General features: G+C 55.6%; 21 protein-coding genes and 1 tRNA gene. 17 read left to right on the forward strand and 5 right to left on the reverse strand.

What is annotated here, in order from left to right:
- Positions 1-624 precede the first annotated feature (624 nt).
- Positions 625-822, reverse strand: a complete 198-nt coding sequence (locus tag DF283_RS00785) for a hypothetical protein (RefSeq protein ID WP_303672680.1) — start codon at positions 820-822, stop codon at positions 625-627.
- Positions 823-1,379: 557 nt separating this feature from the next.
- Between DF283_RS00785 and mutY the strand changes: the two genes are divergently transcribed.
- Positions 1,380-2,498 carry an A/G-specific adenine glycosylase gene (gene mutY / locus DF283_RS00790; RefSeq protein ID WP_303672681.1) on the forward strand — a complete coding sequence of 373 codons (1,119 nt, stop codon included), beginning with the start codon at positions 1,380-1,382 and terminating at the stop codon, positions 2,496-2,498.
- 7 nt (positions 2,499-2,505) lie between these two features.
- On the opposite strand, the gene DF283_RS00795 is transcribed toward mutY, so the two are convergent.
- Positions 2,506-3,090 (reverse strand): B-box zinc finger protein, encoded by a 585-nt coding sequence (locus DF283_RS00795; RefSeq protein ID WP_303672682.1) that lies wholly within the window; start codon positions 3,088-3,090, stop codon positions 2,506-2,508.
- Positions 3,091-3,267: 177 nt separating this feature from the next.
- Between DF283_RS00795 and DF283_RS00800 the strand changes: the two genes are divergently transcribed.
- The 7 genes from DF283_RS00800 (at position 3,268) to DF283_RS00830 (ending at position 10,047) form a co-directional block, all read left to right on the forward strand.
- Positions 3,268-3,468 carry a hypothetical protein gene (locus DF283_RS00800; RefSeq protein WP_303672683.1) on the forward strand — a complete coding sequence of 67 codons (201 nt, stop codon included), beginning with the start codon at positions 3,268-3,270 and terminating at the stop codon, positions 3,466-3,468.
- An 11-nt stretch (positions 3,469-3,479) separates the two neighbouring features.
- Complete coding sequence (locus DF283_RS00805; RefSeq protein WP_303672684.1) at positions 3,480-4,925, forward strand: FAD-binding oxidoreductase; 1,446 nt, start codon at positions 3,480-3,482, stop codon at positions 4,923-4,925.
- Positions 4,916-6,151 (forward strand): FAD-binding oxidoreductase, encoded by a 1,236-nt coding sequence (locus tag DF283_RS00810; protein ID WP_303672685.1) that lies wholly within the window; start codon positions 4,916-4,918, stop codon positions 6,149-6,151. Before DF283_RS00805 ends, DF283_RS00810 begins: the two co-directional genes overlap by 10 nt.
- Before the next feature lie 45 nt (positions 6,152-6,196).
- Positions 6,197-7,528, forward strand: coding sequence for a (Fe-S)-binding protein (locus DF283_RS00815; RefSeq protein WP_303672686.1), 1,332 nt, complete (start codon positions 6,197-6,199; stop codon positions 7,526-7,528).
- Positions 7,525-8,430, forward strand: coding sequence for a thioesterase family protein (locus DF283_RS00820; protein ID WP_303672687.1), 906 nt, complete (start codon positions 7,525-7,527; stop codon positions 8,428-8,430). Before DF283_RS00815 ends, DF283_RS00820 begins: the two co-directional genes overlap by 4 nt.
- A 414-nt stretch (positions 8,431-8,844) precedes the next feature.
- On the forward strand, positions 8,845-9,222 hold the full coding sequence (locus DF283_RS00825) for a hypothetical protein (protein ID WP_303672688.1): 378 nt from the start codon (positions 8,845-8,847) through the stop codon (positions 9,220-9,222).
- 36 nt (positions 9,223-9,258) lie between these two features.
- A complete protein-coding gene (locus tag DF283_RS00830) occupies positions 9,259-10,047 on the forward strand; it encodes an enoyl-CoA hydratase-related protein (protein ID WP_303672689.1) in 789 nt (262 codons plus the stop codon).
- 330 nt (positions 10,048-10,377) lie between these two features.
- On the opposite strand, the gene DF283_RS00835 is transcribed toward DF283_RS00830, so the two are convergent.
- Positions 10,378-10,451: transfer RNA gene (locus DF283_RS00835), tRNA-Pro, on the reverse strand.
- 304 nt (positions 10,452-10,755) lie between these two features.
- Here DF283_RS00835 and DF283_RS00840 point away from each other — a divergent pair.
- Positions 10,756-10,941: a hypothetical protein gene (locus tag DF283_RS00840; RefSeq protein ID WP_303672690.1), complete on the forward strand. Its 186-nt coding sequence runs from the start codon at positions 10,756-10,758 to the stop codon at positions 10,939-10,941.
- Here DF283_RS00840 and DF283_RS00845 read toward each other — a convergent pair.
- Positions 10,938-12,224 (reverse strand): BaiN/RdsA family NAD(P)/FAD-dependent oxidoreductase, encoded by a 1,287-nt coding sequence (locus tag DF283_RS00845; RefSeq protein WP_303672691.1) that lies wholly within the window; start codon positions 12,222-12,224, stop codon positions 10,938-10,940. The two genes, DF283_RS00840 and DF283_RS00845, sit on opposite strands and share 4 nt — an antisense overlap.
- 75 nt (positions 12,225-12,299) lie before the next feature.
- On the opposite strand from DF283_RS00845, the gene lpxD reads away from it, so the two are divergent.
- The 5 genes from lpxD to glmU all read left to right on the forward strand — a co-directional run bounded on the left by lpxD (position 12,300) and on the right by glmU (position 17,335).
- A complete protein-coding gene (gene lpxD, locus DF283_RS00850) occupies positions 12,300-13,466 on the forward strand; it encodes a UDP-3-O-(3-hydroxymyristoyl)glucosamine N-acyltransferase (RefSeq protein ID WP_303672692.1) in 1,167 nt (388 codons plus the stop codon).
- 2 nt (positions 13,467-13,468) lie between these two features.
- Positions 13,469-14,317, forward strand: a complete 849-nt coding sequence (locus tag DF283_RS00855; protein ID WP_303672693.1) for a UDP-3-O-acyl-N-acetylglucosamine deacetylase — start codon at positions 13,469-13,471, stop codon at positions 14,315-14,317.
- 92 nt (positions 14,318-14,409) lie between these two features.
- Complete coding sequence (gene fabZ / locus DF283_RS00860; protein ID WP_303672694.1) at positions 14,410-14,922, forward strand: 3-hydroxyacyl-ACP dehydratase FabZ; 513 nt, start codon at positions 14,410-14,412, stop codon at positions 14,920-14,922.
- Positions 14,923-14,956: 34 nt separating this feature from the next.
- On the forward strand, positions 14,957-15,820 hold the full coding sequence (gene lpxA / locus DF283_RS00865; RefSeq protein WP_303672695.1) for an acyl-ACP--UDP-N-acetylglucosamine O-acyltransferase: 864 nt from the start codon (positions 14,957-14,959) through the stop codon (positions 15,818-15,820).
- 93 nt (positions 15,821-15,913) lie between these two features.
- Positions 15,914-17,335 carry a bifunctional UDP-N-acetylglucosamine diphosphorylase/glucosamine-1-phosphate N-acetyltransferase GlmU gene (gene glmU / locus DF283_RS00870; protein WP_303672696.1) on the forward strand — a complete coding sequence of 474 codons (1,422 nt, stop codon included), beginning with the start codon at positions 15,914-15,916 and terminating at the stop codon, positions 17,333-17,335.
- Between the two features lie 166 nt (positions 17,336-17,501).
- On the opposite strand, the gene DF283_RS00875 is transcribed toward glmU, so the two are convergent.
- Positions 17,502-17,786 (reverse strand): hypothetical protein, encoded by a 285-nt coding sequence (locus DF283_RS00875; protein ID WP_303672697.1) that lies wholly within the window; start codon positions 17,784-17,786, stop codon positions 17,502-17,504.
- A 98-nt stretch (positions 17,787-17,884) separates the two neighbouring features.
- On the opposite strand from DF283_RS00875, the gene DF283_RS00880 reads away from it, so the two are divergent.
- From DF283_RS00880 to DF283_RS00890, 3 genes are read left to right on the forward strand one after another with little or no spacing between them, the layout of a single operon-like run.
- Positions 17,885-19,279, forward strand: coding sequence for an ABC transporter substrate-binding protein (locus DF283_RS00880; RefSeq protein ID WP_303672698.1), 1,395 nt, complete (start codon positions 17,885-17,887; stop codon positions 19,277-19,279).
- Entirely contained in the window at positions 19,276-20,172 is an 897-nt protein-coding gene (locus tag DF283_RS00885) for a carbohydrate ABC transporter permease (RefSeq protein ID WP_303672699.1), read from the forward strand. Before DF283_RS00880 ends, DF283_RS00885 begins: the two co-directional genes overlap by 4 nt.
- The gene (locus tag DF283_RS00890; RefSeq protein WP_303672700.1) at positions 20,169-21,002 is read left to right on the forward strand and encodes a carbohydrate ABC transporter permease; all 834 of its coding nucleotides are present in this window, start codon (positions 20,169-20,171) and stop codon (positions 21,000-21,002) included. The genes DF283_RS00885 and DF283_RS00890 overlap by 4 nt, the downstream gene beginning before the upstream one ends.
- Positions 21,003-21,150 lie beyond the last annotated feature (148 nt).

The raw sequence follows: 21,150 nt of genomic DNA on the forward strand, positions 1-21,150 counted from the left end.
ACGCTTCAAACCTCAAGGATTTTGCAAACTCGATACTCTCTCAAAGATTAATTGAATAAACACTTGCAGCTATTTAAAACACTAAACAGAGGGAACTTTCTCAAAGTCAATGCCTGACCCTGTTGAGTTTAGGTACTAACGGGCATTTAGACATTACGCTTACATTGAAATAAAAACATTGAACTGGGGAGAATTGCCTTTTTATTGGGTTTATAAAATTTTGTTAAACAATTGGATCGATATACCGTCTCAACACGTTTCTAAACGGTGTATAACTCAAATCGTATCGATCAGACCGTGCGGATCAGACCAGACAGGAAGCCGCCCTGGGCCAAGCCACACAACCTGATTTTTTGAACTCACTGGACTCAAACAGATGCAAACGTATTGAGACGAGGCACTGAGCAAAAATTTTTTGGGCGTAGAATTTCCCAATAGCGCTAATCCGCTACATCAAGTTATAGCGCTGTTTAACCATTCCAAAACCATAGAAAGATTCCACTTCCAATTTTACAGGACAAAAATACTTCAAGAGGCAGCCCTGGTATAGAGCCGCCTCCTGGATTAATGTGATATTGCAGAAGAGAGAGTACTAGTAACCTCCGCCGGCACCACCCGCACCACCTACAGGGGCAGCAGCGCCTGCCGCTCCGGCAGCAGGGGCAGCACCCGGAACAGGAGCAGCTCCCGGAACAGGGGCAGCTCCAGCAGCAACACCTGCACCTGCACCTGCACCTGCACCTGCGGCAGCATCCTGTGCAGTGCCTGGCTGACCACCCTGACCGGAAATCCAACTGGCCACCGCTTCCAGTAATGTGACAAGCGCTGGCAGGAGGGCCCCCAGGTCTGGAGCAGCACCCCCTAACTGAGGAGCCGCGAAAGAACTGGCTGCACTTTGACCAAATGGCGGCAAACCACCGATTGTCGGCATGGTAGGCGGGGAAATGGCGCCTGCTCCGGCTAATGGCATGGAACCCACAATACCAGAGGTGACTCCGGCGGGCATGCCGGTGATAGGCATAGCGCCCAAACCGGGGGTAGCAGTCTGTAAGACAGTAGGCATGGCTAATGTCTGGAATTGGGGTAAACCGCTAGAAATGGGAAGCATCAATATTTCTCCTTAATTTGCGCTCTCTCTAAAATTTCAAATCAACTCTCAGGAATGAACTTGCAAACGGCTATAATGATTGTGTTAGAAAAAACTTCTTAATTTACGCTAACTTGATTAAATAAAAACAATCAAAAGATTTCGATTGCCTTTTGTTGCCAATTGTTAAAGCGCTTGTCAAAACCCTTTTCAGCACTATGATGAACCAGGGCAAGCCAGTCCGCATGCTTCTGCCACCCCCAATCCCATTTTTATGAAACGGTTCTTTTCAATGCCCACCCCAGCCACCCCGCCTTGTCTCAAAACAGGATTCGCCCAAGCCCTGACGGATTGGTACAAAGCGGATCATCGACAGCTTCCCTGGCGGGAAACCACCGATCCGTACGCCATCTGGCTTTCGGAAATCATGCTGCAACAAACCCAGGTCAAAACCGTACTGGATTACTACCGACGCTTTTTGGCCCAGTACCCCACCCTGCAGGCCCTGGCCCAAGCCCCGCCGGATGAGGTCATGAAACTGTGGGAAGGCTTGGGCTATTACGCCCGTTGCCGCAATCTACAAAAAGCGGCCCAGCACATTGTGGAAAAGCACAACGGTATTTTCCCCAACTCCATAGCGGAAGTAGAAGCCCTGCCCGGCATTGGCCGCAGCACGGCGGGAGCCATTTTGACCTTTGCCTACGGGCAAAAGCATCCTTTATTGGATGGCAACGTCAAGCGGGTACTCAGTCGCGTTTTTGATGTGGATCAAGAGATTCAGCAAACCGCTGTGGTCCATCAACTGTGGCAGGCCTCGGAAACCCTGCTCTCGGAAAGCGAAGAGCCCCACTTATACAATCAGGCCATTATGGAATTGGGGGCTACGGTGTGTCTGCCGCAAAATCCCCGCTGCCTGCTATGCCCGGTCAAATCCTTTTGCCAGGCCTGCGATCGGGGTACGCAACATGAGCGTCCGGTGAAGGCGGCCAAGGCCAAGACCCCGCACCATACCATTGCCGTGGGGGTCATCTGGAAAGACAATCAGGTGTTCATTCAGCAACGCCCGGAAGGCGGTTTGCTGGGCGGCCTGTGGGAATTTCCCGGTGGCAAGCAAGAGGCGAGGGAAACGCTGACCGACACAGTGGTTCGAGAAATTGATGAAGAGCTGGGCATAAAAGTGCAAGTGGGCGAACTGATTACCAGCGTAAAGCACGCCTACACTCATTTTAAAATCACCCTGCACGCCTATCATTGCCAATACATCAGCGGCGATGTGCAACCCAAAGCGGCCCAAGCCTGGCGCTGGGTAACACCCGATGAATTACCCCAATTCGCCTTTCCCAAGGCCAATAAAACGGTGCTGGAAAAAATGCTAACTGAATGGCAAGCCAATCAGGCCCAGCCTGTCTAAACCCGATCTAAGCCCGGAAAGCCTGACGGAAGCCTCGCAAAAAAGCGATGAGTCCCAACAACCGCAAGCCCTGCCCCAACACGTACAAGGTGCTGGAAGTGCCGGATACCGCCGGATCGCTGGCGGCGCTGCTGATGACAGACCACAGCATCCCCAGTTCCGATTGAATGGGCGCGGCCAGGAAGGCCCCCAAAAGGGCGCTACTGAATGCCAGCCCCGCCAACCCCCGGTGGCGCTTGTGGCCGGACACCCGATGAGAGAGCCTGCCCGCCTGCTGGCCCAGGGCATAGGTGACCAACACGGCCAATATGGGCAACCCCAAAAACCACAGTAATCCCACGCTCATTAACACGGGATGCAGCCAGCCGTATAGCCAGCCGAAGCCTAGGCTGCTGAATCCTGCGGCCAGCCAGTGTCTGGTCTGAACCTGCTCCAGGCTATTGGGGCGCTTTCGGGCGCAAACCAGACATTTAAAGCCCACCTCGTACATCACCATGCACCGGGGGCAAATGGGGGTTTCGCACTCGGTGCAGCGCAAGCGGGTCAGCGTTTGCGGATGGGTGGTACAGGGCACATTGCTGGAATCGGTCAAATCAGGCCTCTTTTAAAGATCAATGGCAAGGCTGCCTTGCCCAAATAAATGATCCAAATCAATGATCAGGAACCCTTCTACTGTAGCGGATTTTGGCAATGGAAGGAAAGCCTGAGCCCGGGAATCGGCATTTGCATCGGCCCCTTTTAAAGCTACAATAGCAGTATGTTTTTCATAGTGCTTTGCTTAGGAATTGCCGCTTTATTAGGCACCGGTCATCCGCCCGATCAGTATGGCTGGATGGTTCTATTGGGTCTGGGCTGGTTTGCCGGATTTCTGGATTGCCGCCTGTTTGCCAAGTCCGATCAGGACCGCAAGCGCGTTTTGCCCCCTGATGTGGATGAACCATCCAACGATCAAGCCCTATTCAAATCCTGAGATTTTTCACCATGTCGCAAGCCCTGGTTCACACCCTCCGCAGTATTCTGGGGGCCAGATACGTTCTGGATCAACCCGAAGAACTGATGGCTTACGAATGTGACGCTTGCACCCTCATTCAGAAAAAACCGGACATTGTAGCCCTCCCCAAAACCCCGGAGGAAGTGGCTCAGATGGTGCAAGCCTGCATTCAGGCCGGTGTCCCCTATACGGCCAGAGGCGCTGGCACCGGGCTCTCCGGCGGGGCCTTGCCCATGCAGGGCGGGGTACAAATCGGGTTGAATCGCTTGAACCGCATTGTGGCCATTGATCCCAAAAACCGCACCGCCACGGTGGAAGTGGGGGTGATCAACGCCAGCCTGAACAACGCTTTAAAGCCCTACGGCCTGTTCTACGCCCCCGATCCCTCCTCCCAAAGCGCCTGCACCTTGGGCGGTAATATCGCCGAAAACGCCGGGGGGATTCACTGTATTAAATACGGGGTGACCACGGATCACGTGCTGGCCCTGCAAATGGTCTTGCCCGATGGATCGCTGACCTGGATTGGCAGCCAAAATCGCCGAAGCCACGGCCCCAACCTGGTGGGCCTCATGGTGGGCTCCGAAGGCACTTTGGGCATTATGACTCAGGCCATTGTAAAAATAACCCCCGTACCGGAAACAATACGGGTGTATCTGGCCGCATTTGAGAGCGTGACCGATGCCGGAGGCACGGTGGCCAGCATCATTCGCAGCGGCTTGGTGCCATCCGCGCTGGAGTTTATGGACGCCTTTACGGTCAGAGCGGTCAATCAGGCCTTTCAGGTGGGCTTCCCGGAAGAGGCGGAAGCAGTGTTATTGATTGAGCTGGATGGCCCCACCGCCCAGGTGTTACAGGATGAAAAAAAGTTACGGGCCATTTTAGACAATCACCGGGTCAGCCAGGTACGAGCCGGAGAAACCGAGGCCGAGCGCCTGGCCCTGTGGAAGGCCCGTAAAGCCACGGTAGCCGCTTATGGGCGGTATGCCCCGGCCTTTTACCTGAATGACACGGTCATTCCCCGCAGCCAGTTGGTAAACCTGCTGGAGAAAATTTACGCCGTGGCCGAGCGCTACGAGGTCATCATCTGCAACGTGTTCCATGCGGGCGATGGGAATTTGCACCCCCATGTGCTGTTTGATCCGGACAAACCCGATGAAGTGCGCCGGGCCATGCAGGCGGGCGAAGAGATTTTACAGGCCTGCCTGTCGGTGGGCGGCGCTTTGAGCGGTGAGCATGGCATTGGTATTGAAAAATCGGAGTTGATGCCCCTGCAATTTTCCTCGGAATCGCTGGAAAAAATGCGGCAACTGAAGCGCACCATCGACCCGGTGGGATTGTGCAACCCGGAGAAAATTTTCCCCATGCGCACAGCCTGCGGGGAAACCCGCCATGCGGTTAGCCCCCAATTACTGACCGGGGAGGGGTTATGGATATAGCAGCCTCCAGCGCCTCTCTCAGCCTGAAGGAACTCCAGCAAATGGGCTTGGCCTGCCCTTGGGAATTTGACACTCGCAGCGGCCACAAGCTAAGCCCCCAAACCCCCGCTCAGGTGGCCAGACTCTTGCAATGGGCTCAATCTCAAAAAAAGCCAGTGGCCCTGACCCCAACCGATGCGGCATTGCTGCCAGAAGCCCTGTGGCTGGATTTATCAAGCCTGAATCGAGTCCGGCAGCATGCCGTGGCCGATTTTATCATTCAGGTGGAATGCGGCATGACCTACCGGGAATTGCTGGCCACGGTGGCTCCGCACCGGCAGATCTGGCCGCTGAGCTACCCGCCTACACTCACCATCGGGCAAATTCTGGCGGAAGAACGCCCGGCCCTGCACACCGGTCTGCGGGGTTATCCACGAGACTATGTATTAAAGGTGGAAGTGGCCACCCCGGATGGGCAAGTGACCATCAGCGGGGCGGATGTGGTGAAAAACGTAACCGGCTACGATTTAGCCAAGCTGTACATTGGCGGCTACCATCAATTCGGAGTACTTACTTCCGTGACCCTCAAGCTGGCCGCCCTGCCCGAAACGCGCCAGCAATGGCGCTTATCGCCCGATTCACTGAATCAGGCGTTTCCACTGGTGGAGCAAATACTTGCCAGCGGGCTGGCCCTCAACGTATGCGAACTATTTCAGGATCAGGGCCAGTGGCGCTTGCTACTTGAGCTGGCTGGAGATGAGGCCATCGTGAAGGCTCAGGCCGCTGATTTGTCAGGACAGTTTACCGGTTCTCCCACCGTGCTGGACACCCGCAGCGGTGAGGCGCTGCTGTTTGAACTGCAACAATTCCCGGCGCAGCAAACCATTCTGGAAGCGGCCTTTCCCCTCAGCCAATGGCAGGACTTTGTCAGTCAGGTCAGCAAGCAGCCCTCTCTGGGCTCTATTCGCATTCAGGTGCGCCCGGCGGCCGGACTGGTGTACCTGTTTGCCAATCAGCTTCCCTTCGCGGCCTTGCGCTATTTGAAAGAGCAGACAGAGGCGCATCAGGGCTTTTTGCAAATCAAGCAAATAGCCCCTGAAGATGTAACCAACGCTTCGGAAGCCACCAGCATTTACGCCGATGCCAACTTGCCCCAGAATCCTGCGGTGCGGGACTTGCTCCGGCGTTTAAAAAACAGCTATGATCCCGGTAACATCCTGTTTGCGGCCCAGTTATCCTTAACCTAGCTGAAATCTCCACCCCAACCCACAAAAGATCCACCAAGAGGCCCAATGAGCCATACACCCCTGCCCCACCTGCAACTGGAACTGGACAAGCTCAAGGCTTGTATCCATTGCGGTATTTGCCTGCCAGCTTGTCCTACCTATCAGGCCACCGGCTCGGAAGCGGAATCGCCCCGTGGACGCCTGTACCTGATGAAAAAACTGCTGGAAGGCCAACTGGAGCCGGAAGCGGTCAAGCCTCATCTGGATCAATGCCTGGCTTGCCATGGCTGCGAAACGGTTTGCCCGTCTGCGGTGCAATACGGCAATATTTTGCTGAGTACCCGGGAGGATTTGGCCCAACGGGATCCCAGCCTGAGCCGCCGACTGAAGCGGTTTATCTTCCGCCGGGTGTTGCCCAATCATCGTCTGTTGGTTTGGGGTGGGCGATTCTTGAGGATTTATCAGCGCAGTGGCTTGCAATGGCTGGTTCGGGTATTGGGCTTGCTGAAGATAGCCCCAACCCTGGCCCATCAGGAAGGCTTGCTGCCTGATATTCCAGCCCGAAAAGCCCTGACCCCCGGCATGGGCTTTGGCGATTCCACCGGGGAAACCGTGGCCCTGCTGACTGGCTGCGTGATGGACATTTTTTACAACCCGGTGCATTGGGACACCATAGAGGCGCTGGCCGCCAACGGCTACTGGGTGGTCATTCCGGAGCAGGACTGTTGCGGGGCATTGGCCCACCATGCCGGAGAGACCGACATCACCCGGGAGCGGGCCAAAGACCTGATTACCAAAACCCTGCGCATTCAGCCCCGCTGGATTGTGGTCAATTCGGCGGGTTGTGGCTCGACCATGAAGGATTACGGCAAGCTGCTGGCCGGCGATTCCAGTATTGCCCCCCAAGCCGCGGAATTTTCCGAAAAATTGATTGATGTGATGGCTCTGCTGGCCCAAAAGCCGCTAGCTCCGTTCAAGAATTACGGGTTGCACGAGAAAATCACCTATCACGCCGCCTGCCATCTGTATCATGTGCAAAAAGTCAAACAGGAGCCCCTGGATCTGCTGGCCCAAGTGCCCGGTGTGGAACTGGTACCCCTGACAAACATGGAAGCCTGCTGCGGCAGCGCCGGTATTTTTAATCTGGAGCATCCAGAGCTGAGCGGGGAGATTTTGCAAGAGAAAATGGCCCATCTGAGCGCCGCATGCCAGACCAATGGCGCCAGCACCGTGGTCACCGGGAACCCGGGCTGTATGCTGCAATTGCAAAAAGGCATTGAAGCGCAGCATTTACCCATGCAAGTGCGGCATCCCATCTCGGTTCTGGCGGAAGCCTATCGCTCCCCGCAACCAGGCCGCACCAACCGCCCCGGTACTCAGGGAAAACCACGCCAATGAGACCGGGCTTGCAGGTGGGCCACCACTTTGAATTTTCCATTCAGGTGACCGACGCCATGCGCCCCCAGTTCGGGGCACAGGTGATTCATCCGCTGTACGCCACCGCCAGTATGCTCAATCACATGGAATGGGCCGCCCGCCAGCATGTGGTGCCTTATCTGGAGCCAGATGAGGAGAGTGTGGGCTATCACATTGATTTAAAGCATGTGGCGGCCACCCCGGTGGGGGCGACGGTTCGGGTCTGTTCCACCGTCACCCGGGTGAAGGCCCGTAAAGTCATCAGCCGGGTACAAGCCTGGCACGGGGCACGCAAGGTTGGGGAAGGCCTGCTGACCCAAGCGCTGGTGCGTAAAGAGCAACTGTATGTGACTTCTCCACTGAGCGACTTGAAGCCAATCGCCGCCTCCACTTCTGATACAGAACAGAATTCCGAGGCAGGGCCCAAGTTTCCGCCTCCGGCTCCCTTGATGGATGAGGATGGACAAACCGGGCTGCAATTGGAACTTTTACAGTGGGAAACCAACCAACTGCCCTGCTCCCGGTACGACGAATGGCTGATTTGCCGCATCACGGTTGCGGAGAACGGCACCAGAACCACTTTTGAAGGACCTTTTTTGTTACGACACGAGATTGAGGATTGGCTGAGCGCCAGCCAGCCCCTTGCATCGGGGGAATCCGCCCGGTTTCGTTCCGACTTTCTGGAGCCGATTTTAAGGGTAGAAATGGACAGACAGCCGAATGGCTGGTGCCAATGCGCGCTCCGTGTGCAGGCACTGGATGGCACACCCTCCAGTGCGCACCCCGCCCCGGTTCACCTGACCCTCAGCGTAAGCCCAGAAAACCTGACCCGCTTTTGCCAAGCGCTCATCGATCAGTTGGCGGCGTTTCCCAGCCTTCTTTAAAGCGGGATCGATCCACCGGAATCGTTACAGTCCTTCGCAAAACCCCTCAAGCGGATCAAGCGCTCCTATAATAGATGCAGTGGGTTTGACTTAAATGTTTTTAAATGTAAAATATAGGGGTATTCTAATGAACATTTTTTTATTGATAAAAAACACTGACTCGCTGTTGATATTTTGATCCAAGTTATCCAGCACAGCGTAAATGGAAACAAAGTGCGAAAAGAGGTAGGGCTAAAAACCTGAGAAAACAGAATTCAAAAGGCTTTTCAGGTTTTAAACACGCAAAAAACAGGTGCCAGAACGGGGCAATTGTAACGGAATGATTGCAAATTTCCCCATCTACGAGTGATCCCGTAGTCTGTTTCAGATATTGATCTACGCAATAGAGAGAGCAAACTTAAAAAGGAAATCCCGATGGATCCTCTAAGTCCGTTATCACAACGCATTCTTCGATTTTCGGGCGTTCAGCCACAAGTACTCAGGCAATTGGAGGCAGAGCGGCTCAAACAAGACTCCACAGTCTTGTTTGGCGAAAATCTGGATGTGTTCATCAAGCAAAACCAGCCAGCCAAGGATGGGCAAGAGAATGGCACTTCAGAAAACAGCGCTATTATAGAGCTGGTCACCAACAAAAAAGATTCTCGCGCCCTGGCGTATGGCAGTGGCTTTATTCGCAACCTGCACCGCATGCTGACTGGCGAAGACATTCCACCCACGGAAGTCGTCAACCGGATTCGGAAGGAATCGCCCAGTGGGGACATTTTCGAGATGACCCGGGGCAGCGATAACTAGTGAGGGAATCGCTAGCATAGTGGGGGGTTAAGCATTATGGATAACATTTTTGGCAACCCGCAGTACGTGCGGGTCGAACGGGAACAACGGGTGGGTTTGGTACAACTGCATCGCCCAGAGGCGCTGAATGCCCTGAATGGGGACTTGATGCGGGAACTCATACAGGTTTTGGAACTACTGGACGCAGACCCCACCATTGGCTGTATGGTGCTGAGCGGGGGAGAAAAAGCATTTGCCGCCGGAGCCGATATCAAGCAGATGGCTCAGGCTTCTGCCATCGAGATGCTGAGTCAGGATGATTTGGCGGTCTGGGATCGCATCCGACTCATCAAAAAACCAATTGTTGCCGCCGTCAATGGTTTCGCCTTAGGGGGTGGCTGTGAAGTGGCCATGATGTGCGACTTGATTATTGCCGGTGAAAACGCCAAGTTTGGCCAGCCGGAAATCAATATTGGCGTCATCCCGGGGGCTGGTGGCACCCAGCGATTGACCCGCGCGGTGGGCAAAGCCAAAGCCATGGAATTGATTTTAACCGGACGGCCCTTTAAGGCCGCGGAAGCCCTGGAACTGGGGCTGATTAACAAAGTGGTGGCCGATGATCAGGTAATGACCGAGGCCAAAGCCATGGCCCACACCATCGCCGAAAAACCTGCCGTTGCGGTTCAACTGGCCAAGAAAGCCATTTTGAAAGCCTTTGAAACCACGCTGGAAGAGGGGCTGGACTACGAACGCAAGTTGTTTTACCTCAATTTTGCCACAGCGGATCAAAAAGAGGGGATGCAGGCCTTTCAGGAAAAGCGTCCGCCGGTGTGGAAGCACACTTGATAGCCACCGTCCGCCTTGCGGCAAGACCTCCTCAGCAACTCTAGGCAACAAGAATCTGATCAGCCTCGCAGGCTCAGCAGGGGCCCCCTTCTGTTTGGAAGGACTCCGGGGTCGCAGATGCAACCCACCTATGCAAAAACTTAAACCCCTAATACTTACAGTGCCAGGGGTTTAAATTTCGGGATGACAGGATTCGAACCTGCGACCTTGCCCCGCCTCGCAGGCTCAGCGGGGACCCCCTTCTGCTTGGAAGGACTCCGGGGTCGCAGATGCAACCCACCTATGCAAAAACTTAAACCCCTAACACTTACAGTGCCAGGGGTTTAAATTTCGGGATGACAGGATTCGAACCTGCGACCCCTTCGTCCCGAACGAAGTGCGCTACCAAGCTGCGCTACATCCCGATGCTGCACCTGACCGATCTGAACTTGGCCACGGTGTGTTTGGTCACCCTGTATTATGGGGGAAAGGGTAACGCATGGCAACCCTGTGGGACAGGAAACGGGAAATCCTCTTTTTAATTGGTTTGGCAAAAGCGCACAACGCCACGTATATCTGCAATCAATACACTATCCCATAGCTGATTGGGGAATAGCCTTAAACTCATCCTTAACTTAAACTGGCGTTAGCGCTGTGCATCAGACCGCTTTTGGAAAAACACCCCCCTGTCCGCTCTTGCAACCAACGATATATAGGAAGGAAGGCTGTATGGTCGTTCGCTATGACGATTGTCCCCACTGTGGGTTTTGGGATCTGGCTCCCCGGCAAATTCTGGTGGGACGTCCCGCTCAAGGTACTACCTCCGCCCGGGAGTATTGGGAAATCCTCACTTTAAAGTGCCAGAACTGCGGTTGGCTAGGAGAACAGCCACTCAGGAAGCACTGCGCCGTTTAAGCGTCTTTCATCGCTTCGGATATCACCCAGCCAGCACTCCAGCAGGCCTGAAAGTTAAAGCCCCCCGTCAAACCGTCGATATCCAGAATCTCTCCACCAAAGTACAGGCCCGGCACACGCTTGCTTTGCAGGGTTTTAAAATCCACTTCTTTCAGGGCCACCCCGCCGCAACTCACAAATTCTTCCTTGGAAGGGCTTTTGCCGCTGACCCGCAAAGGTAGCCGCTTTATATTCTCCACCAGCCGATTCAGCGTTTTCTTGCCGATCAGTTCCGCCTTTTCTTCCACGTGGGCACCGCTTTCCACCAACAAGGCTTGCCACAGCCGGTTGGGCAGCGCCGAAAAAGAAATGTTTCCCAGTTTTTTCTTGCCCTCCGTGCGCAAGAACCGCTCCTGTAGCGTGTCCCGCAAAGCCTCTTCGGACTGGGCGGGCAGGCAATCCAGAGTGAGGCTGGCCTGATAGCGGCTTTCGGCCAAGGCCCGGGCTCCCCAGGCGGATAAGCGGTAAATCAGGGGGCCCGATAAACCGGTGTGGGTAATCAGCACCGGGCCTTCCGCCATAAAAGTCTCTGTTTTGTGAGTGCCTTTCACCACCAGTTTTCCCTTGGCCTCAGGCAAAGCAATCCCCTGCAGGTCTTTTAACACCGCATCCTGAATCGTGAACGGAAACAACGATGGCACAGGCGGCAGAATGGTATGGCCCAAGCCCTTGGCCAGCTCCCACCCAATCGGGCTGTAGCCGGTGGCCAGCACGCAAACATCAAACCGATGACTTGCCTGGGCCGTGCGGATTTCAAAACCCCTCTCCGTTTTCTGAATGCTGTCCACACGGCTTTGGTTATAAATCCGAATGCCGTGGCGTTTGGCCAGGGCGTGAAACAGCTCCAGCACCTCCCCGGAGCTGTCCGAGCGGGGGAACATGCGCCCGTCCGGCTCGATTTTCAGCTTTAAGCCCCGTTGCTCAAACCACTTCACAGTGTCTTTGGGCTGAAAGCGGGCAAACAGTGACTTCAGCTCCCGCTGCCCCCGGGGATAAAACTCCACCAGCCGAACCGGATCAAAGCAGTGATGGGTCAGGTTACATCGCCCTCCGCCGGAAATGCGCACCTTTTGCAAGGGCTTGTGTCCGGCTTCAAAAATGGTGATCTCCGCAGCAGGATTCTTTTCAGCGGTATTAATGGCCGCAAAAAAGCCAGCGGCCCCACCGCCGATGATGGCGATCCGAGGCCGGGATTCCCCAGCGGGACTGGGCTGGGTCAGGGCGGGGTCTGGTGTTGCAGGCATGCACCCAGTATAATCAAAAAGCCCAATTTTTGCTGTCTGGCCTGCCTTGTTCACAGGGCCTCAAGGAGTCTCTCAATGTCGGAAACCACTCGTCCCAACCATTTGCCGGTACCACCAGTTACCCTGGAAACTTTGGCTTCTGTCACTCCCGGCGCCAGCCTCAAAGGCAACGGGGCCATCGCCATTACCAGTCTGGCCCACCCCAAAATGATCACCTCCCCAGACGAAGCGGTACTGATTCTGGACGCCGGGGCTTTGAAAATACTGCCCCATAGCCCCATCCCCGTGAAAACCGCCGTGGTGGCCGCGGACATTGAAGTGCCGGAAGGCCTTTTTGAAGGGTATATCACCGTAGAGCGTCCCCGTTTTGCCCTGGCCACGTTGCTGAGTGTGTTTGAGAAGCCCTTGCACGCCTATCAGGGGGTTCATCCCACCGCGGTGATTGAAGCATCGGCTCAGGTTCACCCTTCGGCCTCTATCGGGGCCTTTGCCTATATTGGCGAAAAAGCCCAAGTAGGCCCCAATTGCGTGTTAATGCCGCATGTCACCGTGGGCGCGGAAGCGCGGCTGGATGCCGGGTGCGTCTTGCATTCTGGCGCCCGGGTGGGTGAACGGGTCATGATAGGCAAACGGGTCATTTTACAGCACAACGCCAGCATTGGGGCCGATGGCTTCAGCTACGTCACCCCGGAGCCGGGCAGCGTGGAAGCGGCCAAGTCCGGTGGCAAAATTTCCGGGCAAAATACTGAAGTGCTGCGTATCAACTCCATCGGTACGGTCATTCTGGAAGATGACGTGGAAGTGGGAGCCTGCGCCACCATCGATCGTTCCAATCTGGGCGCCACTTTAATAAAGAAGGGTACCAAGATTGATAACCTGGTGATGATTGGCCACAACAACGTGGTAGGGCAAAACTGCCTGATCGTCTCTCAGGTGGGCATTTCCGGCAGTTGCGAAATTGGTGACCGGGTGGTCATCGCCGGGCAAGCCGGTCTGGCCGATCACCTGAAGGTAGGCGATGACGCCATTATTATGGCCAAGTCCGGCGTGATGCGAGACATTGAGCCCAAGGAAGTGGTGGTGGGCATTCCGGCCATGCCCCGCCGGGAAACTTTTCAGACCCTCATGTACATGGGCAAGCTACGGGAACTGTTCCAGGAGGTCAAAACCCTGAAGAAACGCTTGACTGAGCTGGAAGAACAGGGCTCTGGCAGCTCTCAGCCAGAAAAGGTTGAGGCCTAACGATGATATCCTCGACCACTGACACGCCTGTCCTTGTTTCTGGCCTTGGGGTGATTACCGGCAAGCCCGTGGATGTCAGGATTCAACTGGCTGACCCCGGCCATGGGATTGTGTTCTATCTGGAAGGTGGCGCTGCGGTGCCAGCCCGGCTAACGTCGGTGGTACAGACCGATCGGGGGGTCACGTTGGCCAGCCGGAACGGGCCAGTATTATCCCCGGTTCTATCCATCGTGGAGCATTTTCTGTGCGCCGCCGCTTTGGCAGGCCTGTCTGACTTGAAAGTGTCCGTCTCCGGGGCCCCGGAGATGCCCATTCTGGACGGTAGCGCTCAGGATTGGCTGAAGGTGTTTGCCACCCACTTTGACTTACGGCTCCCAGCGCCCAGCCTTGCCCTGAATCAGGCGGTTTTTTACCGTCATAACGATGATATCGCCCTCTATGCCGTGCCGGATACGCATTTTAAAATCAGCTACAGCGTGGACTTTGATCACCCGGATTTAAAAAGCCGCTGGGTGCGCTGGGACAGTCAGACGGATAACCCGGCCCTGATTTCCACCGCCTGCACCTTTGGCTATGTCAGTGAATTACCCGCCCTGCAAGCACGGGGCCTGGCCCTGGGGGCCAGCCTGGAAAATTCCCTGGGACTCTTTGAAGAAGGCGGGTACAGTCGGGCATTGCGGCATGAGGACGAGCCCATTTATCACAAAGCTCTGGATCTGATCGGCGATCTCAGCCTGATGGGCGTCAATCCGTTGGCCATCAAAGCCCACGTGTTTGCCCTCAACGCCGGACACAGCAGCCATGTGCCCTTTGCCCAAAAATTACGAAACGCCTTGCGTTTGTCAGACTAACCGTGCCGCTTCGTTTTCATTTGAGAGCCCTTTGGTTATAATGCTCCCCAAGTGATGATATGGAGCCTGTTTTTGACGTGGGAAGCCTGGTAATGAATGAAAAACCGAACACCAAAGCAAGCCAAGATCTAGCAAACGGGCAAGAAGCCTTGCCGTCCCCCCGGCGTATTCGGGACATTATGAGCATCCTGCCTCACCGCTATCCCTTTATTCTGGTGGATCGGGTCACTGAGCTGGAACCGGGCAAACGCATCAAGGGCTACAAAAACGTCACCATCAACGAGCCCTTTTTTCAGGGGCATTTCCCCGGCGATCCCATCATGCCCGGTGTTTTACAACTGGAAGCCCTGGCCCAAATGGGTGTCCTGCTGCTGGATACCATTCCCGGCGCGCAAGGGAAGCTGGCCGTGTTTGCCGGCATGAACGACGTGCGCTTCCGCCGCATGGTCACCCCCGGCGATCGCTTTGACATGGAGTGCGAAATACTAAAGCTGCGGCTGCCCATTGGCAAAATGTCCTGCAAGGCATACGTGGACGGAGAATTGGCCGTAGAGGCCGAGATCATTTGCTCTCTGGTAGATCGGGAGTCCACGCCAACCGCTTAACGGGTTACGCTCAAGAAAGATCGAGGCTGAAACCATGCTGATTCATCCCACCGCCATTATTGATCCCACCGCCCAACTGGGAGATCAGGTTCAGGTTGGCCCATACGCCATTGTGGGGCCGCATTGCGTGGTAGGCGATCGCACCCGACTCGATGCCCATGCGGTTCTGCAGGAATATGTAAAACTGGGCGCAGACTGCCAGGTGTCATCCGGTGCTGTTCTGGGCGGTCATCCCCAGGATTTCAAGTTCAAGGGAGAGCCCTCCTATGTGCGCATCGGGCAGGGCAGCATTATTCGGGAATGCGTTACGGTCAATCGCTCCACCGGCGAAGGCAACGAAACAGTGATTGGCGATAAAGCCCTGCTGATGGCTTATGCCCACGTGGCCCATAACTGTATTTTGGGCGATGAAGTGATTTTGGCCAACGCCGTGCAATTGGGCGGGCACGTGGAAATCGGGGATTTTGCCTTTATCGGTGGCAGTTGCGCCATTCACCAGTTCGTCAAGATCGGCAAACTGGCCATTGTGGCCGGACTGAGCGCCACCCGAATGGACTTGCCTCCCTTTGCCACGCTGGATGGCCGCCCGGCGGTGGTGGCCGGAATCAACAAGGTCGGTTTAAAGCGGCGCGGCTTTGATCTGGCCAGTCGCACCCGCCTGAAACGGGCCTTTAAGCTGTTGTTTTTTGCCAACCTGAATTACAAACAGGCCATTGAAGCCATTCACGCTGAAATTGAACCCGATCCGGCCATTACCGAGCTGGTGACTTTTGTGCAGCAATCCGCCAAAGGCATTTTTCGGCCCACCCGGGTCAAAGGCAGTGCCCGCAAGCCGGGCAACCTGGATCTGTTGACCGATGCGGACGAGGCGGAGCTTTTGTCCGATACCCTGCTCTAGGCTCAGACCAAAAGTTGGCTGGGTACTGGCCGCATTCAAGAGTGCATCAGAGTTAAGTTCATGAGGAATTCAGAACCTCAGGAGAGATGGTTTATGCCACACAATTCCTTTAAGGCAGTAATTTTAGCCGCAGGCAAAGGGACTCGCCTGAAGAGTGAGCTGCCCAAGGTCTTGCACCCCCTGTTTGGCAAGCCCTTGCTGATGCGGGTGCTGGATACACTGGGCGGACTTCAGGCCTCAGAGGCCTGCGTGATCATTGGCCATGGCCGGGAGCAAGTCACTCAGGCGCTGGATGCCTATGACTCCCCCTTCGCCATTCGCACCGTGGTACAGGAACCCCAGTTGGGCACCGGGCACGCCCTGTTACAGGTCCGTCAAAAGCTGGCAGACTGGCAAAACTTCAGCGGCAATGTGCTGATCCTCTCCGGAGATGTGCCCTTGCTGACCACGGAGACCCTGGCTACCCTCTTGGAAACCCATCAGAGTGCCCAAAATGATTTGACGGTGCTGGTGGCCACTCTGGCCAATCCCTTTGGCTACGGGCGGGTAATTACCGAAGGCCACTCCATTTTGCGGGTGGTGGAGCAAAAAGACGCCAGTGAAGCGGAGAAGCAGGTTCAAACCATTAATACCGGGGTCTACTGTCTGAACTGGGCCAAAATATCGCCCTTGCTGGAGCAACTGTCCAGCGACAACGCCCAGGGCGAGTTTTATTTGACCGATGTGATTGCCCTGGCCGTACAAGCTGGCTACCGGGTGGGCTTGTCCCATCTGGATGACCCGGATGAAGTGCTGGGCGTCAACGCCCGGGCTGACCTGGCCCAATGCCACGCCGTCCTGAACACCCGCACCCTGAACCGACTGATGGCGGAAGGGGTCACCATTCTGCACCCGGCCTCCACCTTTATTGCCCCGGAAGTCCGTATTGGAGCCGATTCCACCGTATTACCCGGCTGCTATCTTCAGGGCGATATCACCATTGGCAAACGTTGCCTGATTGGGCCGCACACCACCATGAGCGGGTCGGTGGAAGTGGCGGATGATGTGAAAATCATGCAATCGGTGGTGCGAGATAGTCGCATTGGGGCCTTTACCAACGTGGGCCCTTTCGCCCAACTGCGGGATGGGGTGGACATCAGCCATCACGTCAACATCGGCAACTTTGTGGAAGTGAAGAAGACTCGTATCGATCACCATACCAACGCCGCCCACCTGGCCTATCTGGGGGACGCGGAGCTGGGCAGCGACGTGAACATCGGGGCGGGCACCATTACGGCCAACTACGACCCGGTGCGCGATATCAAGGAACGCACCATCATTGCCCACGGGGCCAAGGTGGGCAGCAATTCCGTGTTGGTGGCCCCGGTCAGCGTAGGCGAGAATGCCAGCGTGGCCGCCGGATCGGTGATCACCAAAGACGTGAAACCCTGGAATTTAGCCATCGCTCGGGGCCGTCAGGTGGAAATCAACGACTGGGTCAAGCGGGCCAAGGGCATCACCGAGGTCACTTCCTAGGATGGCCTGCCCAGAGCTGAATGACGCTTGTCAGGATTGGCGCTCTTGAATCGCTGAAAAGCTGCCCGGCGTGCAAGTCTTAACCCCGGTCTTAAGCCGCTCTGTACCCGGTCAGACCTGTCAGACAGGTACAACCGTGTTGTGAAGAAGTCTGTCTTGGCTGATTTTATGGCGCGGAATGAATCACTTTTTGGCGGACTTCCTGAGCCAACCAGGGAAAAACGGCTTTTTCACCAAAGCCAATGCCAAATTCATTTAAAATGGAGAACTGTACCAGATCATCCAGCGGCAGTTCAGGCGGAACGGCGCTTTTTTGGTTCATAGTGATGATATCGCTCTCTGGGCCGGTTAACATATCCTTGAATTCCGAGTTCAGCCAAAGCAGGATGGCGTTGAGCCGTTGGGGGTCATACAGTTCCAATACTTGGGAAAGCTGAGGATGGAGGGTCATGGTGGTAGTCCTAAAAAATTCCCTTTGAACGGCTTTGCTAGTAACAACTATACTTATAAAAAGGGGCTTCCCCTTGAATTGATCCGGATAGGGCGTGTATGGGCCAAAGTTTACAAAAATTCAAGGATGCTACAAAGCGGCTAAGCAAGCAGACTTTGGGGCTTGCGGCGCTTGGCCTGATAGTGGCGGGGCTGGTGGGTTGTCAGACCCGTCCCACTGCCAGATCCGTCCAGATTCAGCTCTCCACCTGGGGAAGCGCTCAGGAGGTGGCCGTTCTGAAATCGCTACTGCGGGATTTTGAGCGCAGCCATCCTCAAATACGGGTGCAATTGCTGCACATCCCCGAAAATTACTACCAAAAGCTGCACATTCTGGTGGCGGGCGACATGGCCCCCGATGTCATTTTTACCAACAGCCTCAGTTTCCCCATTTACGCCTCTCAGGGCATTTTTCGGGATTTGCGCCCCTATTTGGCGCCCGGAGCCAAAAACACCGGCGCCTCTGACGAGAACTCTGACAGGGTCTCTAATGGGCCCTCTGAGGCGTTATCAGAAGCCCAATTCTACCCCCAAGCCCTCAAAGCCTTCCGCTGGCGGCTGCCCAACGGCCAGAGGATTCTGGGCGCTCTGCCCCGAGACATTTCCAATGTGGTGATCTTCTATAACCGGGATTTATTCAGGCAGGCCGGTCTGGCGGAACCCCGGGCGGGCTGGACCTGGGAGCAATTTCGGGAAATAGCCGATCGCTTGACCGTAGACGCCAACAACGACGGCGACCCGGATCAGTTTGGCGTTTCTTTTTACAGCACCCCGCCGTTGTTCTGGCTGCCCTTTGTGTGGAGTGCCGGGGGGGATTTATTCAGCCCGGATTTGCGCCGCTTTACCCTGAATCAAGCCAAAGCGGTTGAGGGACTGCGCTTTTACGCCGATTTGCGCCATAAATGGCATGTGGCCCCCAAAAAAGTGGAAAGTGGCGGCACCAGCATGAGTCAGCTCTTTCTCCAGCAAAAAGTGGCCATGCTGGTCAGTGGACGATGGAGTGTCCCTGTATTTCGGGAGCAGGCCAAATTCCGCTGGGACGTGGTGCCCTTGCCCGTCGGCCCCAGTGGGCAGTCCAGGGTGGGCATCGACGCCTCCGGCTACGCCATTGCCGCCAAAAGCCAGCACCCCACGGAAAGTTTTGCCTTGATTCGCTATTTACTCAGCCGGGAAGCGGTACGCACGGTGACCGAAAGTGGCCTGATTGTTCCGGCTCGGCCCGATGTGGCCACCTCGGCGGCGTTTTTATCCCCCCATCAGGCGCCGGCCCACGGGCAGGCCTTTCTGGATGTGATCCCCGAGGGGGTTCCCACCCATACCCCACCCCGCTGGAATGAAGTGGCCGAAGAACTGGGTCTGGCCTTGGAACCCGTCTGGGATGGCCAGCAAGATCCTGCCATGGCCATGGCCGCCGTAAAACCCAAGCTGGACGCTTTGTTGGAGGTGAGCCCGTGAAACCCCACGAGTTACAGGAGCGTCGCTGGGCCTGGCTGTTTTTGGCCCCCTGTTTACTGGGCCTGCTGATTTTTACTTATCTCCCCATTCTGGCTTCGCTGGGACTGAGCTTTTCCTACTGGAACCTGCTGGGCGTGCCCCAATTTGTGGGTGTGCAAAATTACACGGCAGTGCTGAACGATCCCCTGTTCTGGCGTTCCTTTGGCACCACCTGGATCTTTGTGCTGGTCTCCGGCGCTCTGGAGCTGGTACTGAGCTTGTGGCTAGCCGTATGGCTCAACCGGGCCCTCCGGGGACAGAGTTTCTTCCGGGCGGCTTATTTTCTGCCCTTTATTACCCCCATGGTCAGCGTGTCGCTGGTGTGGGGCTGGCTGTACGATCCCTCCTACGGGCTGTTTAACTGGCTGTTGCAGCAGGCTCACCTGATTGATAAGTCCATTCCCTGGCTGTATGACCCCAAAACCGCTTTGTGGGCGGTCATGATTTTACGGGTGTGGAAAGACATTGGCTACAACATGGTTATTTTTCTAGCCGGGCTGCAAACGGTGCCCCCGTCCTTGTACGAGTCGGCTCATCTGGATGGGGCCACCGGCTGGCAAACCTTTTGGCGGGTGACCCTGCCCATGATTACCCCCACCCTGTTTTTCGTGGGCATTATGACCCTAATCAACGGCTTTCAGGCCTTCGATTCGGTGTATCTGCTGACCCAAGGGGGACCGGAGCATAGCACCGAACTGCTGGTGTACTGGATGTTCAAAAACGCCTTCGAATTCTACAAAATTGGCCCAGCCTCAGCCATTGCCTATATTCTGTTTATGACCATTCTGGCTTTAACCCTGCTGCAATGGCAATTGCGCAAGCGATGGGTGATGTATGAGGATGAAACGGCATGATGCAGAGCGTCCGCTGGAAAAACGCCGGAATCATGCTGCTGATGGCCACCGGAGCGGTGCTGATGCTGCTACCCTTTTGGGTCATGGTCATTACGTCTTTGGTGGGGCCGGATGAAGTGTTCCAGATGCCGCCCCGACTGTGGCCCAGCCGCTGGCATTGGGAGAATTACGGGCGGCTGTTTCAGCAAGCCCCCATGGCCTTGTACTTTTTCAATAGCGTATTGGTCAGTGTGGTAACCACGGTGGGGCATGTCCTGTTTTCGGCCATGGCCGCTTACGCCTTCTCCCGCTTGCAGTTCCCACATAAAAACAAGCTGTTTTTCGTGTTTTTGATGACCATGATGGTGCCTCCCCAGGTGAACATTGTGCCCCTGTTCTTCCTGATGAAGACCTTTCACTGGCTGGATAGCTATGCCGCTCTGATCGTGCCGGGGCTGTTCGGGGCCTTTGGGGTGTTTATGCTGCGCCAGTGGTTCAATGGCCTGCCCAGGGAGCTGGAGGAGGCCGCCCGTATGGATGGCTGCAACCCCTGGCAGATTTTCTGGCGGATTGCCCTGCCCTTGGCCACCCCGGCGTTGGCCGCTTTGGCCATTTTTGTGTTTATCAACACCTGGAACAGCTTTATGTGGCCCTTGATTGTGACCAATTCGGAGAGCATGCGCACCCTGCCCGTGGGCATTGCCACCCTGAAGGGCAGTTTTCGGGATACCACCGACTGGACGGTGCTGATGGCGGCGGCCACCTTGTCGATTCTGCCAGTGATTGCAGTTTTCCTGATGGGACAAAAGCAGTTTATGCAGGGTTTACTGTCCGGCGGGGTGAAGGAATAGCCCTATCGTGATGGGTGAGCAGGCTGCCCTATCCTATTTTTAAAACTCGTTCAGCGCAAACAGAGGGGAAGAAGCCCTTGGCTGTTCTAATGATTTCTTTGAACACGCTGTACTCAAACAGTTAAAAACAGGATAGGGCAGCCTGCTC

Source organism: Vampirovibrio chlorellavorus (assembly GCF_003149375.1).
GTDB lineage: Bacteria > Cyanobacteriota > Vampirovibrionia > Vampirovibrionales > Vampirovibrionaceae > Vampirovibrio > Vampirovibrio chlorellavorus_B.

What these genes read in the sequence shown, in the direction of transcription:
- DF283_RS00845 (WP_303672691.1), bottom strand. Translation starts at nt 12,224, where the DNA reads ATGCCTGCAACACCAGACCCCGCCCTGACCCAGCCCAGTCCCGCTGGG.
- DF283_RS00815 (WP_303672686.1), top strand. Translation starts at nt 6,197, where the DNA reads ATGAGCCATACACCCCTGCCCCACCTGCAACTGGAACTGGACAAGCTC.
- DF283_RS00840 (WP_303672690.1), top strand. Translation starts at nt 10,756, where the DNA reads ATGGTCGTTCGCTATGACGATTGTCCCCACTGTGGGTTTTGGGATCTG.
- DF283_RS00880 (WP_303672698.1), top strand. Translation starts at nt 17,885, where the DNA reads ATGGGCCAAAGTTTACAAAAATTCAAGGATGCTACAAAGCGGCTAAGC.
- lpxA (WP_303672695.1), top strand. Translation starts at nt 14,957, where the DNA reads ATGCTGATTCATCCCACCGCCATTATTGATCCCACCGCCCAACTGGGA.
- mutY (WP_303672681.1), top strand. Translation starts at nt 1,380, where the DNA reads ATGCCCACCCCAGCCACCCCGCCTTGTCTCAAAACAGGATTCGCCCAA.
- lpxD (WP_303672692.1), top strand. Translation starts at nt 12,300, where the DNA reads ATGTCGGAAACCACTCGTCCCAACCATTTGCCGGTACCACCAGTTACC.
- DF283_RS00855 (WP_303672693.1), top strand. Translation starts at nt 13,469, where the DNA reads ATGATATCCTCGACCACTGACACGCCTGTCCTTGTTTCTGGCCTTGGG.
- DF283_RS00830 (WP_303672689.1), top strand. Translation starts at nt 9,259, where the DNA reads ATGGATAACATTTTTGGCAACCCGCAGTACGTGCGGGTCGAACGGGAA.
- DF283_RS00875 (WP_303672697.1), bottom strand. Translation starts at nt 17,786, where the DNA reads ATGACCCTCCATCCTCAGCTTTCCCAAGTATTGGAACTGTATGACCCC.
- DF283_RS00820 (WP_303672687.1), top strand. Translation starts at nt 7,525, where the DNA reads ATGAGACCGGGCTTGCAGGTGGGCCACCACTTTGAATTTTCCATTCAG.
- DF283_RS00890 (WP_303672700.1), top strand. Translation starts at nt 20,169, where the DNA reads ATGATGCAGAGCGTCCGCTGGAAAAACGCCGGAATCATGCTGCTGATG.
- fabZ (WP_303672694.1), top strand. Translation starts at nt 14,410, where the DNA reads ATGAATGAAAAACCGAACACCAAAGCAAGCCAAGATCTAGCAAACGGG.
- DF283_RS00810 (WP_303672685.1), top strand. Translation starts at nt 4,916, where the DNA reads ATGGATATAGCAGCCTCCAGCGCCTCTCTCAGCCTGAAGGAACTCCAG.
- DF283_RS00825 (WP_303672688.1), top strand. Translation starts at nt 8,845, where the DNA reads ATGGATCCTCTAAGTCCGTTATCACAACGCATTCTTCGATTTTCGGGC.
- glmU (WP_303672696.1), top strand. Translation starts at nt 15,914, where the DNA reads ATGCCACACAATTCCTTTAAGGCAGTAATTTTAGCCGCAGGCAAAGGG.
- DF283_RS00805 (WP_303672684.1), top strand. Translation starts at nt 3,480, where the DNA reads ATGTCGCAAGCCCTGGTTCACACCCTCCGCAGTATTCTGGGGGCCAGA.